Origin of the sequence: Chryseobacterium gambrini (assembly GCF_900156825.1) — a bacterium.
In the GTDB taxonomy this organism is placed as follows: Bacteria; Bacteroidota; Bacteroidia; order Flavobacteriales; family Weeksellaceae; genus Chryseobacterium; species Chryseobacterium gambrini.
Window position 1 is genome coordinate 23,787 of sequence record NZ_FTOV01000011.1, and the last position, 17,868, is coordinate 41,654.

Sequence of the window (17,868 nt, forward strand, 5' to 3'; positions counted from 1 at the left end):
TTGATTTGGGCAGCTTTATCCGCATGTAGTTTATCCTGAGTCTATCGAAGGGCTCCCGCTTTTTTGCCTCCGCTTCGCTACAGCAAAAAGAGCTCCGCTCAAGTCGGGCTGCGAAAGATTCAGCATTATAAAACCCGAAGGGTTCAACAATAATAACCGTAGGTGCAACCTATGGAAAAAATATAATAAATGAAAAATTCAGAACAACTATACAAAGCATTATCCGAAAGAATTTTAATTCTTGACGGAGCGATGGGAACCATGCTTCAGCGGTATAAATTCGAAGAAGAAGATTACCGTGGCGAACGTTTCAAAAACTGGGAACATCCGGTAAAAGGAAACAATGATTTGTTGTCTTTAACGCAGCCCCACGCAATAGAAGAAGTTCACAAAAAATACCTTGAAGCGGGAGCAGACATCATCGAGACCAATACATTTTCAGGAACAACCATTGCCATGGCAGATTATCACATGGAAGATCTCGTTTACGAACTGAATTACGAATCTGCAAAAATTGCAAGAAAAGCCTGCGACGAGTACACCGCGAAAAATCCGGATAAACCAAGATTTGTGGCAGGTTCTATCGGTCCAACCAACAGAACCGCAAGTTTAAGTCCCGATGTAAACGATCCCGGATACAGAGCCATTACTTTTGATGAACTGAGAATCGCTTACAAACAACAGTGCGAAGCTTTATTGGACGGAGGATCAGATATTCTTTTGGTAGAAACCATTTTCGATACATTGAATGCAAAAGCAGCCCTTTTCGCCATTGACGAACTTCAGGACGAAAGAAATATCAAGATTCCAATCATGGTTTCAGGAACCATTACCGACGCTTCAGGAAGAACATTGAGCGGACAGACAGCAGAAGCATTTCTGATCTCAGTTTCCCATTTAAACCTTTTAAGTGTAGGTTTTAACTGCGCTTTGGGAGCAAACCAATTGACGCCTTATCTGGAGACTTTAGCCCACAATTCAGAATTTGCTGTTTCAGCTTATCCGAACGCAGGTCTACCAAATGCTTTCGGGAAGTATGATGAAACTCCGGAAGATATGGCGAGTCAGATCAAAGAATACGTCGAAAAAGGATTAATCAACATCATTGGAGGCTGCTGCGGAACAACGCCGGAACACATCAAGGCAATTGCAGATCTGGTTTCGCAATATCCGCCAAGAAAATTGAGAGAATTGGTCTGAATGAATAGAATTTTTTAATTAAAACAGTAAAAAAAAGGAACAGTTTTTAATATTATATTTAATTATCACACAAAATTAAATATAATGGAAAAACCTATTTACTTTAAAAATTCAGAGGATGCCAAATTGTTTAATGAACTCAGAAAAAAAGTGAACCAAAGAGTAGAAGCCATTCCCGAAAACAGGGACATTTATATTCAGATCAAAGCAGTTATTCTGCCTTTGGTCTATTTCGGTTTATATGTCTTTGCACTTCTACATGCAGATCAGTCTGGAGTTTATATCCTGAGTTTCATTCTGATGGGGTTTTCTCTGGTTTTAATTTATCTGAATTTAATTCATGAAGCGGCTCACAATAATATTTTTAAAAGTAAAACACTGAACAGTCTGGTTTTACAGATTTTCGATTTTGTGGGAGCCAATTCCTACATCTGGAAAAAAAGACACATCGCAAGCCATCACGCATATCCGAATGTGGACGGTTGGGATACGGATATTGAGCAGAGCGGACTGCTGTTAATCGTTCCGTGGATCAAAGCAAAAGGGATTCAGAAATACCAGCACCGCTTTTTCTTTCTGGTCTATCCTTTATATCTGTTCAACTGGATGTTTATTCGTGATTTCAGAGATTTTTTCGATAATGAAAGAGTGATCTTGAAAACGCAGGGAGCGATTCCTGTAAAAGAAAAAATTAAAATGGTGGCGTATAAACTGTTTTACTTTTTCTATCAGATTGGCGTTCCCGTTCTGTTTTTTAAAGTCTCTTTAGGCTTGGCTTTGGGAGCATGGTTTTTACAGGTAATTGCAGCGAGTATTTTTGCGCTTTTTGTCCTGTTGCCTTTGCATCCGCTTCCCGATAATGCCTTTCCGAAACTGGATGAGAAAAACGAACTTCCTTACAGTTGGCTTCATCATCAGTTTGAAGTCACCAACGATTTAAAAGAAAATAACTGGTTTGTGCGGAATATTTTGGGGAATTTCAACTTTCATGTTGCCCACCATCTTTTTCCGAATTACAGTTATGCCTATTATAATGAAATTACAGAAGAAATCGAGCAGTTTGCCAAAGAACACGGCTTAGCATACAAAAGATTTCCAATGACCACCGCTTTGGGCAAACATGTCGATTTGCTGAAGCAAAATGCAAATAATGCATATTTTATTTTAGAAGAATAAATTGATGAAATATTTAAGATTATCGGGGCTTGAGCCTTTGATTATTACACCGGAAAGTAACTTTATCAACGTTGGGGAAAGAACCAATGTTGCCGGTTCAAAGAAATTTTTAAGATTAATAAAAGAAGAAAAATTCGGGGAAGCGCTCGATATTGCACGCCATCAGGTTGAAGGCGGTGCGCAGATTCTCGACGTTAATTTTGACGATGGACTGATCGACGGAAAGGCTTCCATGATTAAATTTTTAAACCTGATTGCCTCAGAACCGGACATCGCAAGAATCCCTCTTATGATCGACTCTTCAAAATGGGAAATTCTGGAAGCCGGATTGCAGGTTGCACAGGGAAAATGTGTGGTCAATTCCATCAGCTTAAAAGGTGGTGAAGAAGAATTCATCAAACAGGCAAAAGCCATCAAAAGATACGGAGCAGCCGTTATTGTCATGGCTTTTGATGAGGTGGGACAAGCCGATACCTACGAACGCAGAATCGAAATTTCAAAACGTTCCTATGATATTTTAGTGAACCGTTTAAATTTCCCTGCCGAAGATATTATTTTCGACTTAAATATTTTCCCTGTGGCAACGGGAATGGATGAACACCGAAGAAATGCCATCGATTTTATTGAAGCAACAAGATGGGTTCGCCAAAATCTTCCGTATGCATCCGTAAGTGGTGGAGTTTCCAATGTCTCGTTCTCGTTCCGTGGAAATGATACGGTGAGAGAAGCGATGCACTCGGTTTTCCTGTATCACGCCATTCAGGCAGGAATGAATATGGGAATCGTAAATCCTGCGATGCTGGAAGTATATGATGAAATCAATAAAGAACTTTTGGAGCTTGTTGAAGACGTCATTCTTGATAAAAGAGAGGATGCAACAGAACGCCTTCTTGACTATTCTGAAAAAAATAAATCAGTTAAAAAAGAGAAAGTTGAAGAACTTGAATGGCGTACAAAACCTTTACAGGAAAGGATTACCCATTCTTTAGTAAAAGGAATCGACCGTTTTATCGAGGAAGATGTGGAGGAAGCAAGATTACAGGCAGAAAAACCGCTTCATGTCATTGAAATTAATTTAATGACCGGAATGGGCGTTGTGGGAGATCTGTTCGGAAGCGGAAAAATGTTTTTACCGCAGGTTGTAAAATCGGCGCGGGTCATGAAAAAAGCGGTGGCGTATTTACAGCCATTCATCGAAGCTGAAAAAGACGGAACAAAACCTGCCAACGGAAAAATCCTGATGGCAACGGTAAAAGGAGATGTTCATGATATTGGTAAAAACATTGTGAGTGTAGTTTTAGGATGCAACAACTACGAAATTGTGGATCTTGGCGTAATGGTTCCGGCTGAAAAAATTATTCAGACCGCGATTGAAGAAAAAGTGGATGTGATTGGACTTAGCGGACTGATTACACCAAGTCTGGATGAAATGGTGTACATCGCTCAGGAACTGGAAAGACAGAATTTAAATTTCCCTTTACTGATTGGTGGTGCAACAACTTCAAAAGCACATACGGCCGTAAAAATTGATTTAAAATATAAAAATGCAGTAGTTCACGTCAATGATGCTTCCAGAGCGGTAAACGTGGTAAGTTCATTATTGGGCGACCGAAATAAAGAATATGTTGATGATCTAAAAAGCGAATATTCTGAATTCCGTGAAAAGTTCCTGAACAGACAGGTAGAAAAAGACTATGTTTCTATTCAAGAAGCCAGACAGAATAAATTTAAAATCGACTGGGAAAATGAACAAATTTTTACACCCAATCAGTTAGGAATTACCGTTGTTGAAAATCAGGATCTGAGAGAATTATTGCCTTTCATCGACTGGTCGCCGTTTTTCAGAAGCTGGGATCTTCACGGCAAATATCCTAATATTTTGGAAGATGAGGTTGTAGGAGTTCAGGTAAAAGAATTGTTCAAAGATGCTCAGGTGATCTTAAAAAGAATTTTGGATGAAAAGTTATTAACGGCAAAAGCTATTTTCGGAATTTTCAAAGCCAATTCCAACGAAACGGATGATATTTTAATTTTTGATGAAAACAACGATCAGAAAACGAAGTTCATTACCTTGAGACAGCAGGCGCAGCGTTCAAAAGGGAAAGATTATCTGGCGTTAAGCGATTTTATTGCCCCTGAAAGTTCAGGAAAAACCGATTATATGGGAGCTTTCTGTGTAACAACCGGTTTCGGAACGGATGAACTGGCGCAGGAATACGAAAAAGCAAATGACGACTACAACGCGATCATGGTAAAAGCTTTGGCAGACCGTTTTGCAGAAGCTTATGCAGAATTTCTGCATAAAAAAGTGAGAACGGAATATTGGGGCTATGCCAATCAGGAAAATTTAACCAACGAAGAATTGATTGCTGAAAAGTATAAAGGAATTCGTCCCGCTCCGGGTTATCCTGCGTGTCCGGATCACTTAGAAAAACACGCAATCTGGGATCTACTGAAAGTGGAAGAAAATATCGGAGTTTATCTGACGGAAAGTTTAGCGATGTTCCCGACTGCTTCGGTTTCCGGGTACTATTTCGGAAGTCCGCACGCCAAATATTTCGGATTGGGGAAAATTGCAGAAGATCAGTTGAAAGATTATTCGGTAAGAAAAGGAATTGCTTTGCAGGAAGCGAGAAAATGGCTGAATCCTAATTTGGCAGACGGAATTTAATATGAAAAATAATTTCTCTTTTTTATTTTTAATCATAAACTGTTTTTTGTTTTCACAGAATTGTAAATATACTGTGAATGTAAACAATGAAGGCTTTAATGAAACAGGGAAGTTTAATCTGAAGATTACGAATATAGACCAAAAGTCTTTTAAAATTCCTAAAATCATTAATTTTTGTAACATAAGATTGGTGGCTCTCGAATTTTACAATGAGGAAAGTCAGGCTTTTGAAAAAGCAAACCTTGCAAATAAGGATATTGACTGCTTCGCATTTAAAGATAAGAGCAGAAATCTCCAACCAAATAAAAATCATTTTTATGAGGTAAATATGAAGTCAGAATTTGAAGTGCTGCAAAGCGAGAAGTTTTTTGACAGTTTCAAAAACAGAAAATACCGTTTTAAAGTTTCTTTTCCTTTAGATTCTTATAATCAGTGTGGAGAATCGAATATTTTAACAACAGAATGGATTTATAAAAATTAAAACCCATACAAATTATCAGCTATAAATAAATGAAAATCACAGACCATATAAAAAACGCAAACGGAAAAACGTTATTCTCTCTTGAAGTCGTTCCGCCGCAAAAAGGAATCGGAATTGAAGATCTTTATAAAAATATTGATCCTTTAATGGAATTTAAACCGCCATTCATCGACGTTACGACTTCCAGAGAAGAATATATTTATATCGACAAAGGAAACGGATTAATGGAGCGCAGAATTACCCGAATGCGTCCCGGAACGTTGGGAATCTGTGCTTCGATTCAGCATAAATACAATGTAGATACCGTTCCGCATCTGCTTTGTGGAGGTTTTACCAAGGAAGAAACAGAATATCTTCTGGTAGACTGTATGTATCTCGGAATTGATAACGTGATGGCTCTCAGAGGAGATGCGATGAAAGGACATCAGTATTTTGAGCCAACTCAGGGAGGTCACGGAAGTGCAATGGAACTGGTTCACCAGATTAACGATCTGGGAAGAGGAAAATATCTGCATAATCAGGATGAAATTTGTGATGAACATAATAAATTCTGCATCGGTGTTGCCGGATATCCTGAAAAGCACATGGAAGCACCTTCAATGAATTATGATCTGAAATGGCTGAAACAAAAAGTGGATGCGGGAGCAGATTATATCGTGACCCAAATGTTTTTCGATAATAAAAAATTCATTGAATTTGTTCAGAAAGCCAGAGAAATGGGGATTACAGTTCCTATTATCCCGGGAATTAAACCAATTGCCACGAAAAAGCATTTAAAGATTTTACCTCAGGTTTTTAAAATTGATCTTCCGGAAGATTTAATAAACGAAGTGGAGAATGCCAAAAATAATGAAGCCGTAAAACAAATCGGAATCGAATGGGCAATCGCACAATGCAGAGAATTGCTGGAATTCGGAGTTCCGGTTCTGCATTTCTATTCCATGGGGAAAAGTGATAATATTAAAAAAGTAGCGGGAGCGCTATTCTAATAAACTGAAAAGTGAATTTTTGATTGGAGTTCTGCATTTTTGCAGAACTTTTTTATAGGGTTTCGGCGGCGAAGCCGCCGAAACCCTATAAATTACAAAACAGGATGCCTCTCAAACTCCTTATTCCTGTCAAAAAGATAACGGTACGTCGCTAATTTTCGGGTGACCGTAGTATCAAGATTTTCCGCAATTTTAATCATCTTAGGATTAAAATCCCCGATCCACTGCATTTCAGTGATTTTAAAATCTGTATGTTTCCTTAAATGTTGCGTTCCTTCCCAGATCATGTAGCCTTCAACACCTTTCCTTTGCCATTCCGGAACAACGCCGAAAACCAGACCCACCATTTTTTCGTTCTTCTTAAACTGTTTAATCCAGAGAAACTTCAGCTTTTCCCAGATCCCGAATTTCCCGTTCAGATATTTAAACCACTGATTCGTATCCGGAAGATTCATCCACATTGCAATCGGTTTTTCATTTTCGTAAACAAACCATGAAATATGTTCATTAATGATGGGTTTCATCGTTTTAAACATTTTCAGCACTTTAGATTCCTGCATACATTTTCCTTCGCCGTGTGCAGCCCACGCTTTATTATAAATTTCCGTAAAATCTCTGGCAAATTTCTCCAGATTATTTTTCGTCATCGGTTTTGCGGAAAGATCTGGATTCTTACTGTGTTTGGCGTGCATAACCGTAAAAAGTCTCGAAACTTCAGCGAAAATAGGTCTTGAAAAACAAAGCTGCTCAAAATAAATTTTAAACCCGTAGTTTTCAAAGAGATCTTTGTAATAAGGAAAATTGTAATTCATTCCGAACAGAGGTTCGATAAAACCATCAATTACCAGTCCCCAGAATTTGTCGCGCTCCCCGAAATTAATCGGTCCGTCCATTGCTTCCATTCCTCTTTGCTGAAGCCAGTTTTTGCAGTGATCAAAAATAAAGTCTGCAGTTTCCTGATCATTGATACAATCGAAAAACCCGATTCCACCGGTCGGCTGTTTTTGCTGATACGTTTCGTTAATGAAAACCGCAACTTTGCCTACGGTTTTATTTTCTTTATTTTTAAACAAAAATCTTGCACATTCGCCGTTTTTAAAAAATCTGTTTTTTTGAGGGTTAAAAATATCTTCGATATCAATATTTCGGGGTCTTATATAGTTTTTGTCCTTTTGATAAAGCCTTGCCGGAAATTCTAAAAATTCCTTTCTCTGAGATTGGTTTTGTACTTCTTCAGCAGTAATCATGGTGTAAAATGATAGTGGGGGTAAAAGATAATGTTTTTCGCCCAAATTAAATATGACGAACAGATTTTATCCGTATTTTTGTGCAAATTAAATAAAAATGGTTGATTTTACGGATAACGACGATGATATTTTCACAGGAAAAGAACATACGCCTATAAGGGAAGATGCTTTTGATAAATCACCGGAAGAAAAGATAGAAAAAATTACCGAACTGTTTGGGGAAATCATGGAAACGCTGGGTTTAGACATGACCGACGATTCTTTAAAAGACTCTCCGAAACGTGTTGCTAAAATGTACGTAAATGAAATTTTCGGAGGACTTCTTCCAGAAAACAAACCGGGAATTTCCACATTCTCAAATAAATACAAATACCGCCAAATGTTGGTGGAAAAAGATATCACCGTTTATTCGTTCTGTGAACATCACTTCCTGCCGATTATCGGAAGAGCACACGTTGCTTACATTTCGAACGGAGAAGTTATAGGTCTTTCAAAAATTAACAGGATTGTGGATTATTATGCAAAAAGACCGCAGGTTCAGGAAAGACTGACGATGCAGATTGTAAACGCTTTAAAAGAAGCTTTAGGAACAAAAGATGTTGCCTGTATCATCGATGCAAAACACCTCTGCGTTAATTGCAGAGGAATAAAAGATACCGCAAGTTCTACCATTACCGCAGAATTAAGCGGGATTTTCAGAACCAATCCTATCACAAGACAGGAATTTCTTCATTATGTGGGAAGCCATGCGAAATTGGATTAAAGTAATTAAATGAATGGACTATCAGATTCTTAAAAATATTGTTGAAGAAGAACTTCTTAAATTCGAAGAAATTAATGAAGAAGATTGGGCATATAAAATTTCACCAGAAAAATGGTCAAAAAAAGAAATTTTAGGTCATCTTTGTGACAGTGCTTTATCCAATATCAGAAGATTTGTAATCACACAATACAAAGAAAATGAGAATATTGTCTATGATCAGGATTTTTGGGTAAAAGCCCAGAATTATCAGAATATTCCAACGTCGGATATCATCAGTCTTTGGAAGATTTTGAATCTTCAGATTGTACATGTAGTTGAAAATATTCCGGATGAAGATTTACAGAGAACCTGTGATATGACGAAAACAGAACCTCAGATTTTTACTTTGGAATTCATCATTAATGATTATATTAGTCATTTACAACATCATTTAAAAGCTATTTAATAATGATAAAATTTAAAAAAGTTTCAGATAAAATTTTTATTACAACAATTATTTGTTGTGAAAGACTTATCCTGAATTAAATTAAAAAAAATCATTAATTAATCATCAATTATCATTCATAAGAAATCATGCAACTAAAAATATACAACTCGCTTGCGGGAGAAAAAGAAATATTCAAGCCGATTTTAGAAGGAAATGTAGGAATGTACGTCTGCGGACCGACCGTTTACAGCAATGTACACTTGGGAAATGTAAGAACCTTCCTTTCTTTCGACTTCATCTACAGAAGTTTAATGCATTTGGGCTATAAAGTTCGTTACGTAAGAAACATTACCGATGCAGGTCACCTTACCGACGACGGCGACGTGAATAATGACAGGTTCGTAAAACAGACTCGTCTTGAAAAGTTAGAGCCAATGGAAATCGTACAGAAATACACGGTAGATTTTCATAAAGTGTTGGATATGTTCAATTTACTTCCTCCGAATATTGAACCGACTGCAACCGGTCATATCGTAGAGCAGATCGAACTTACTCAAAAATTAATTGAAAGAGGATTCGCCTACGAAAGCAACGGTTCTGTGTATTTCGATGTGTTGGAATACAACAGAAGAGGCTTAAACTATGGTGAACTTTCAAAAAGAAATATCGAAGAACTTTTTGCCAATACCCGTGATCTCGACGGACAGGGTGAAAAGAAAAATCCGCAGGATTTCGCATTGTGGAAAAAAGCTTCTCCGGCACACATCATGAGGTGGAATTCGCGTTGGGGAGAAGGTTTTCCGGGATGGCATCTGGAATGTACTGCAATGAGTACAAAATATTTAGGAGAAACTTTTGATATTCACGGAGGCGGAATGGATCTTAAATTTCCGCACCATGAATGTGAAATCGCACAGGGAAAAGCCTGCAATGATGCTTCTCCGGTAAATTACTGGATGCACGCCAATATGTTGACGATGAATTCTCAGCGTATGAGCAAATCCACAGGAAATTATATTTTGCCGATGCAGTTGGTGACAGGAGAAAACGATTTCTTTGAAAAACCTTTCCATCCTTCCATCGTTCGTTTCTGCTTTTTGCAGGCACATTACAGAAGTGTTTTAGACATTTCAAATGATGCCATGATTGCGAGTGAAAAAGGATACACGAGATTGATGGAAGCCATTAAAGTACTGGACAGCATCACTCCTAATGGCGAAAAACAATCCGGTTTCAGTCTTGAAGAATGGAAAAATAAAGCGTATGATGCATTAACGGACGATTTCAATTCTCCGGTTTTAATTGCACATTTATTTGAAGCGGTAAAATATATCTTTGCTTTAAATGATGGAAAGGAAACAATCTCAACGAAAGATTTAGAGGAACTGAAATCTACTTTAAATGCTTTGGTTTTCGACGTTTTGGGACTTCAGACGATTGAGGAGAACAACAATGAAAAACTGGATCAGACCCTGAAAGTTTTAATCGAGTTGAGAAATCAGGCAAGAAAATCAAAAAATTTCGAACTTTCCGATCAGATCCGCGATAAGCTTCTTGCTGAAGGCATCGAACTGAAAGACGGAAGAGACGGAACTTCTTATGTTTTGAATTAAAATAAAGCTTCAGGGCTTTTAATATATCTCCCGCAGATTTTACAGATTGCGCAGATTTTTTACAGAATCATCCGCCAAATCTGTAAAATCTGCGGGAGTTTTTTTATACATAATACTGTCATTTCGACGAAGGAGAAATCTATCAAATATAATCGCAGAAATGCTTTCAGCATGACAAACTTTGTGAATAATTTCGCTGAGTGAAATCAAAGATTCAACGTATTCAAACGCCTTTGCGAACGAAAGGTATTTTCAGACATTTTGAATTAAAAGTTTTAAACTTTTTTATCTCCCGCATATTGTACAGATTACGCAGATTTTAAACAAATTTATCTGCTAAATCCGCAAAATCTGCGGGAGTTTTTTATATACTCTTCTATCATTTCGACGAAGGAGAAATCTACCAAATATAATTGTAGAGATGCTTTCAGCATGACAAATTTTGTGAATGATTTTGCTGAGTGAAATCAAAGATTCAACGTATTCAAACGCCTTTGCGAACGAAAGGTATTTTCAGAAATTTTGAATTAAAAGTTTTAATTTTTTTTATCTCCCGCATATTGTACAGATTACGAAGATTTTAAACCAATTTATCTGCTAAATCCGCAAAATCTGCGGGAGTTTTTTTATACATAATACTGTCATTTTGACGAAGGAGAAATCTACCAAATATAATTGTAGAGATGCTTTCAGCATGACAAATTTTGTAAATAACTTCGCTGTGAAATCGAAGATTCGACGAAGTCAAACGCCTTCGCGAACGAAAATATGCTCAGACATTTTCAAAAAAACTTGCGACTTTGCGTTAAAAACTAATTCTTAGATTTAAATCTCAATCTTAATTTTTTTTCATATTCAATCCAAAAATTACGTAACTTAGTCATAATAAAATGATTAAAAATTTAAATGGATAGACTATGAAAAAACATTTATTCCCTTTATTTCTGTTGTTGATGGGCGCAAATGCTTCGGCACAGCAGGATTTTTTTGCTTTGGTCGGAAAAGATACTCAGAGTATTGTTTTCAATGATTTTCGTGCCATCGACGGAACAAGCGGAACTTCCGGAGAACAGATCTTTAATGCAGATTCTTCTGCAAGAGTTTTCTCACAGAGCAGGAACGGCGCTGTAACCGAGGATAAGAATACCTACAATAACGCGCAGGCTGTAAATATGGCAACGCTGGCTTATGATTCTTACAATAATAATCTGATCTATATGCCAATGTTTTCTTCCAATATTTACGTTTTAAATGCAAAAACGAAAGAAATTACTCTGGTGGAAAACAATGTTGCAAGAGTTACTTCGTGTGACATCAATTCTCATGTAACGAGAATGACAACAGGTTATGACGGAAATATTTACGCGATCAACAATTCCGGAACACAGTTTTTGCAGATCAGCAGAAAAGGAAATCAATATGTGGTTAACGATTTGGGGATCATTAAAGATGATGCTTCCAACGGAAAAAATTCTTTCACTACTATTGAAACAGGTTTCGGAGGAGATATGATTGCCGATGCAGAAAATAATTTCTATGTTTTTTCGGCTTCGGGAAATGTTTTCAAACTTTCTCCAAAGGAAATGAAGGCTAAATTCATAGGAAAAATTGCCGGAATTCCTGAAAATTATTCAGTAAACGGATCTGCCGTAAATTCAAAAGGGAAAGTGGTGATTGCAAGTGCAAAAGGAGCTTCTCTTTATGAAGTGGATCTTACTACTTTACAGGCAAAACCGCTTGGAGGAGAGCAGAATCTGCATATTTATGATTTGGCAAGTAAATATTTTGCGAATGATAAAACCATTTCTAATAATGCTTATGCCAATCTGGATATTTATCCGACAAGAGTGGATGAAAAGTATATTAATGTGAATGTAAATGACAAAGCCGTAAAAGGAAACATTACACTGAATGTTTTTGATTTGTCAGGAAAAAATGTGATGAAACAGAATTTATCTGTAAAAGACAGTTCATTAAATCAACAGGTTTATCTTAAAAATCTGATCAGCGGAGCTTATCTGGTAAACATTACCGACGAATCCGGAAAAGTATTATTAAACAAGAAAATTTTAGTTACAGAATAATCTTTAACTTTGTATAAAGCTTAGAAACCTTTTCAGACATTTTGAAAAGGTTTTTTTTAATGAATATTTGATATTCAATAAGTTTTATTTTTCAGGATTATAATGTATTTTTATAAAAAAATATAAATGAAGCTATACTTTAATGTAGGTTACAGTGCGAAAGTCGGAGAGAATCTGCAATTGATGATCAAAGATGAAGGCTCTGTACATCAGACTCATGCTATGTTTTACGGAGAAAACGGATTGTGGAAGTGTGAGGTGGATTACTTTTCCAAAACCATATCATATCACTATCAGCTTATCGATGAAAGAGGAAATATTCTTCGCGAGGAGTTTGTTCCGCATCATCTTACTTTTCCGCACAATTACAAGGAATTTGTGGTTTTTGACGAATGGAATAACAAAAATTTCCCTGAAAACTACCTCAATAATAAAATTCTCTATAACAAGCTGAATACATTCAAGCCGGAAAAAGTTTCTGTGCTGAAAAAGCATACGCATTTATTCAGAATAGAAGCTCCGATTTATAATCCGGACTGGAAAATTGTTGTATTCGGAAGTACGGCTTCATTAGGAAATTGGGACTACGAAAAGGCGATCCATCTGTCTCAGACCGATTTCGGCATTTGGGAAACTTCTCTGGAAATTCCTGAAAACGAATTTATTCAATATAAATACTGTCTTTACGATGCCGGTAAAGGGAAAGTAATCGATGTGGAAACAGGCGAAAACAGATTTGCTCTGCCTAATCAGTCGAAGGACGTTTTACAGATTGTTTCGGATCATTATTTTAAATTCAAACTGTATCAGATGTATCACGATGCAGGAGTTGCTGTTCCTGTCTTCTCTCTGAGAACGGAAGACGGCTTCGGTGTTGGCGAATTTTCCGATATGAAAAAACTCGCGGACTGGGCAAAAGAAACCAATCTCGGAATTATCCAGATTCTGCCGATTAACGATACAACGGCAAATTATTCATGGACAGATTCTTATCCTTATGCAGCAGTTTCTGTATATGCGCTTCATCCGCAGTATATTTCCCTTGAAAATCTTGATTTTGCGTTACCTAAAGATTTAATTGAAGATTATCAGGCTGAAAAGTCAGAGCTAAATTCATTAGAATTAATCGATTACGAAAAGATGATTTCCGGAAAATGGAAATATCTGAAAGCCGTTTTCAATGAAGATAAAGAAAAGATTTACAAGGACAGAAACTTCAGGAAATTCATCAAAGACAACGAGAGCTGGCTTCTTCCTTATGCAGCATTCTGTGTACTGAGGGACAAATACAAGACTCCGAATTTCAACGAATGGAAAACGCATAAAAAATATATTGCAGGAAAGGTTTCTGCATTTTTTTCAGCAAAAAGTAAAGATTATGATGCTTCTATGCTTCATGCATGGGTTCAGTATCAGCTTCATAAGCAATTAAAGGATGCGATTGATTATACGCATAACCTCGGAATTTCCGTAAAAGGGGATCTGCCGATTGGAATCTACAGACATTCTGTGGAAGCATGGACAGAACCTGAACTTTTCGGAATGGATTTTCAGGCAGGAGCACCGCCGGATCAGTTCACAGAATTGGGGCAGAACTGGGAATTCCCTACCTACAATTGGGAAGCCATGAAAGCTGATGATTACAAGTGGTGGAAAAACAGGTTCAAAGCATTGGAACAGTATTTTGATGCGATGAGAATCGACCATATTTTAGGGTTTTTCAGAATCTGGAGAATGCCGGTTTCTGCAACTCAGGGAATTTTAGGATATTTTTATCCTGCCGTTCCTATTACGCTGGAAGAATTCAGTGCACGACATATTCCTTTTAATTTTGACAGATACTGTAAGCCATTTATCAATGATCATATTCTCTGGAAATATTTAGGCGAAAACAGCGGAAAAGCGCTTGAATTTATCAATAATAATCAGAACGGAACCTATTCATTTAAAGAAGAATTCAATACACAGCGTAAATTAGCCGACTTTTTTAAGAAAAATCCACAAGGTCCCATTGAAGATCAGTTGATTTCTCTTTGTGCCAATGTTTTATTTTTAATTGAGGAACGAAACGGACAGGTTGTTTATCATCCGAGATTTAATGTGTACAACACAGAATCTTACAAATATCTTTCGGATTGGGAGAAAAAATCGATCTACGATCTGTATCACGACTATTTCTTCAAAAGACAGGATCATCTTTGGTATGAAAAAGCGATGGAGAAACTTCCGATGATTCTTAATGCTACAGAAATGCTGATCTGCGGGGAAGATTTAGGTCTTGTTCCGGATTGTGTTCCTGTTGTGATGGATGAACTGGCAATTATTGCATTAAAAGTTCAGAGAATGCCTTCGGATAATATACCTTTTTATAATCCAAAAGATGCAGGTTATCTGAATGTGGTGACCGCTTCCTCACACGACAGCTCAACGTTGAGACAGTGGTGGAAAGAAGATCCGGCGCTTACACAAAAGTATTTCAATCAGCAGTTGGTACAGTATGGAAAAGCTCCGGAAGAACTGGATCCTCATTTAGCCGAAATTATAATGAAACAGCATCTTTATAATGACTCAATGTTAGCCATTTTCCCGATTCAGGAGTTTTTAGCAACGGATAAAAATCTTAGCAATCCTAAAATGGATAATGAAAGAATCAACAATCCCGCAGTTTTTCCACATTACTGGAGATACAGGATGCATCTTAATCTGGAAGACCTGAAAGAGCAGAAAGATTTTAACCAAAAAATCGCTTATTGGATTAAAGACAGTGGAAGAATATAAATTTAACATTTGATTATCAATTAGTTAATAATAAATTAAAAGAAGTTGGATCGAAAGATTTAACTTCTTTTTTTTATTTATATCCAAAAGATAGAAGAGAAAATTCGACTATATTAACCAATTAACGACTATAGAAATGAAAAAAATATTAATCAGTTTTGCTTTGGGCATGGCGACTTTATCGTTTGCTCAGCAGTATCCGAATAATGGTTGGGAAGATGACGGCTATTATCAGAATGACGGAGGATATTACAGTGATGAAGACGATCAGAATTATTTCCCGGACGATTATTACTACAATTATCCGCAGGATTATTATCCACAGGATTATTACCAGACCAATTACAATGATTACAGGAACAGCATTATAAGCATCAACTGGAATGGCTTTTTTGCCCAAAACAGGCTGAATCGTTGGCAGATCGACCAGATCTTAAGGCTGAATAATCTGTATGTAAGTTTCTCCACATGGAATAATTTCTACAGATACAATCCGGACAGATGGTATTATGACAGATTCTATGCTTTGGAAAGAATTATGGGACCGAGAGTTTTCGTGGTATTCCAGAATAATTATTACAGAGGATACAGTCCGATAGTCTATTTTCAGAATTACCGAAGAACGCATTATGCAGGAATTTGCAGACCGATGCCGCGTTACAGAAATGTAAATATCAATATTTACAGAGTAGACAGAGCCAGATTCCGCAGATATGATAATCCGACCTTTAATATTGTAAGAGGAAGCGACAGGCCGAACAATGGTTTCCGTGGAGGTGTAAGAGACGGTAATAACGGTGGTTTCCGCAATCAGACCGAAAACAGAAACAATAATCCGGTTTTTAGAAACGATAACGGAGTAAGAAATAACGGAGGTTTCCGTAGTGGTAATGAAGCGGGGGGAACAAGAAGCAGCGGAGGTTTCAGAAACGACAGAACGGAAAACAGCGGAACCAGAGGTGGCGGCTTCAGAGGAGGAGAAGTAAGAAGAGAAGAAGCTCCGAGAATAGAAAACAATGGAGGAGGTTTCAGAAACAACGGCGGATTCCGAAGAAATGAAAACACTGCTCCAAGAGAACAACAGAACAGAGGGGGAGGAGAAAGCAGAGGAAACGGCGGATTCCGAACCGGATTTGCAAAAAATTAATTTTCATATATTATATTTAAGTGGTGTGAGGGCAGATATTTATGATCTGCTCTTTTTTTTAATTTATCATTAAATATTTTATATTAAAATTTAACATTTTTTATGATGTTTATCTTTTAACTTTCTTTTTAACTAATAATCAAAAAGATGTATAACAATTAATTAAAGATTTAAAAAAATGAAAAAGTTAGTTTTAGCAATAGCATTTATCGGAATGGGAAGTTTTGCAATGGCACAGCAGATAACTCCGACACCTCAGGACAGACAGGCTAAAAGAGCGGAAATGAAAGAAAAATTTCAGCAGAGAGAACAGGAACATATGGCGCAGATGCAGAAAGATTTAAATTTAAATCAGGCTCAGGTAGATAAAATTAAAGCACTTCACGAAAAAAGAAAAGCTGAAATGAAAGCTGATTTTGAGAAAAACAAAGATCAGAGAAAGGCTAAAATGGAAGAGATGAAGGCGAAAAGAGCACAGATGGATGCTGATATGAAACAGATTCTTACTCCTCAGCAATATGATAAATGGCAGGCGGACAGAAAAGCAAAAATGGAAGAGAGAAAAGTGGCAATGAAAGAAAGAGGAATGAAAGGTGGAAGAATGCATAAACCAATGAACACGGCGGCTCCGGATGCAAATTAAGTAGTTTATAATTTTGATTTTTTAATGTGTAAGAGGACGGGATTTATCCCGTCCTTTTTCATTAAATTCTATTAAAACTTTTGATTTCGGGGTTTTATTCCCTAATTTTGACTGAAAATTTACGAATTATGGTTAGCGAAAGAATTGCAAAATTAATTAACGAACAAATAGCCCACGAACAATACGCTGCACAATATTATCTTTCTATGTCTGCATGGTTTTCCAGTAAAGATCTGGATGGGATTGCCAATTATTTTCGTGTACAGAGCAAAGAAGAATTAATGCATGCGGATAAGATGTTCGACTATTTAAATGATGTAGGCGGAGAAATCATCATTGGTGAAATCGCAAAGCCACCCCACGAATTTGCAAACGCAATCGACATTTTTGAAAAAGCTTTGGAACATGAGAAAAAAGTAACCAAAAGTATTTTTAATATCGTGAAAAATGCAAATGACGAAGGTGATTTTGCAACAACTTCTTTTCTGCAGTGGTTCATCAACGAACAGGTAGAAGAAGAAGCAAGCGCATCTCAGTTGGTTACGAAAATTAAAATGGTAAGCGATAATCCATCCGCTTTATATCTCTTTGATCAGGAATTGGCGCAAAGAGTTTTTGCACCGGATACAACAGCTTAATATTTATTTTA

Annotated in this window: 14 protein-coding genes; 13 read left to right on the forward strand and 1 reads right to left on the reverse strand. The window is 37.0% G+C overall.

Translation table 11 applies throughout. The features are described 5' to 3' along the window. Positions 1-189: 189 nt before the first annotated feature. The 5 genes from BW951_RS16860 to metF all read left to right on the forward strand — a co-directional run bounded on the left by BW951_RS16860 (position 190) and on the right by metF (position 6,517). The gene (locus BW951_RS16860; RefSeq protein ID WP_076395034.1) at positions 190-1,200 is read left to right on the forward strand and encodes a homocysteine S-methyltransferase family protein; all 1,011 of its coding nucleotides are present in this window, start codon (positions 190-192) and stop codon (positions 1,198-1,200) included. Positions 1,201-1,284: 84 nt separating this feature from the next. Then, on the forward strand, positions 1,285-2,376 hold the full coding sequence (locus BW951_RS16865; RefSeq protein WP_076395036.1) for a fatty acid desaturase family protein: 1,092 nt from the start codon (positions 1,285-1,287) through the stop codon (positions 2,374-2,376). 4 nt (positions 2,377-2,380) lie between these two features. After that, positions 2,381-5,047: a methionine synthase gene (gene metH, locus BW951_RS16870; protein WP_076395038.1), complete on the forward strand. Its 2,667-nt coding sequence runs from the start codon at positions 2,381-2,383 to the stop codon at positions 5,045-5,047. Positions 5,048-5,120: 73 nt separating this feature from the next. Next, positions 5,121-5,528 (forward strand): hypothetical protein, encoded by a 408-nt coding sequence (locus BW951_RS16875; protein WP_139326197.1) that lies wholly within the window; start codon positions 5,121-5,123, stop codon positions 5,526-5,528. Between the two features lie 29 nt (positions 5,529-5,557). Next, positions 5,558-6,517, forward strand: a complete 960-nt coding sequence (metF, locus tag BW951_RS16880; protein WP_076395042.1) for a methylenetetrahydrofolate reductase [NAD(P)H] — start codon at positions 5,558-5,560, stop codon at positions 6,515-6,517. A gap of 92 nt (positions 6,518-6,609) precedes the next feature. On the opposite strand, the gene BW951_RS16885 is transcribed toward metF, so the two are convergent. Beyond that, positions 6,610-7,809, reverse strand: coding sequence for a hypothetical protein (locus tag BW951_RS16885; protein ID WP_338076392.1), 1,200 nt, complete (start codon positions 7,807-7,809; stop codon positions 6,610-6,612). A 52-nt stretch (positions 7,810-7,861) separates the two neighbouring features. On the opposite strand from BW951_RS16885, the gene folE reads away from it, so the two are divergent. From folE to BW951_RS16925, 8 genes are all read left to right on the forward strand, one after another. Further along, the gene (gene folE / locus BW951_RS16890) at positions 7,862-8,527 is read left to right on the forward strand and encodes a GTP cyclohydrolase I FolE (protein ID WP_076395046.1); all 666 of its coding nucleotides are present in this window, start codon (positions 7,862-7,864) and stop codon (positions 8,525-8,527) included. A 13-nt stretch (positions 8,528-8,540) separates the two neighbouring features. After that, positions 8,541-8,972 (forward strand): DinB family protein, encoded by a 432-nt coding sequence (locus BW951_RS16895; protein WP_076395048.1) that lies wholly within the window; start codon positions 8,541-8,543, stop codon positions 8,970-8,972. A gap of 128 nt (positions 8,973-9,100) precedes the next feature. Further along, positions 9,101-10,567 carry a cysteine--tRNA ligase gene (cysS, locus tag BW951_RS16900; RefSeq protein ID WP_076395050.1) on the forward strand — a complete coding sequence of 489 codons (1,467 nt, stop codon included), beginning with the start codon at positions 9,101-9,103 and terminating at the stop codon, positions 10,565-10,567. 917 nt (positions 10,568-11,484) lie between these two features. Then, entirely contained in the window at positions 11,485-12,651 is a 1,167-nt protein-coding gene (locus BW951_RS16905; protein ID WP_076395052.1) for a T9SS type A sorting domain-containing protein, read from the forward strand. A 126-nt stretch (positions 12,652-12,777) separates the two neighbouring features. Further along, positions 12,778-15,429 (forward strand): 4-alpha-glucanotransferase, encoded by a 2,652-nt coding sequence (locus BW951_RS16910; protein WP_076395054.1) that lies wholly within the window; start codon positions 12,778-12,780, stop codon positions 15,427-15,429. A gap of 136 nt (positions 15,430-15,565) precedes the next feature. Further along, positions 15,566-16,576 carry a hypothetical protein gene (locus tag BW951_RS16915; protein ID WP_076395056.1) on the forward strand — a complete coding sequence of 337 codons (1,011 nt, stop codon included), beginning with the start codon at positions 15,566-15,568 and terminating at the stop codon, positions 16,574-16,576. Between the two features lie 178 nt (positions 16,577-16,754). Next, positions 16,755-17,219 carry a hypothetical protein gene (locus BW951_RS16920; RefSeq protein WP_076395058.1) on the forward strand — a complete coding sequence of 155 codons (465 nt, stop codon included), beginning with the start codon at positions 16,755-16,757 and terminating at the stop codon, positions 17,217-17,219. Positions 17,220-17,347: 128 nt separating this feature from the next. Beyond that, positions 17,348-17,857, forward strand: coding sequence for a ferritin (locus tag BW951_RS16925; RefSeq protein ID WP_076395060.1), 510 nt, complete (start codon positions 17,348-17,350; stop codon positions 17,855-17,857). The last annotated feature ends 11 nt before the right edge of the window (positions 17,858-17,868 follow it).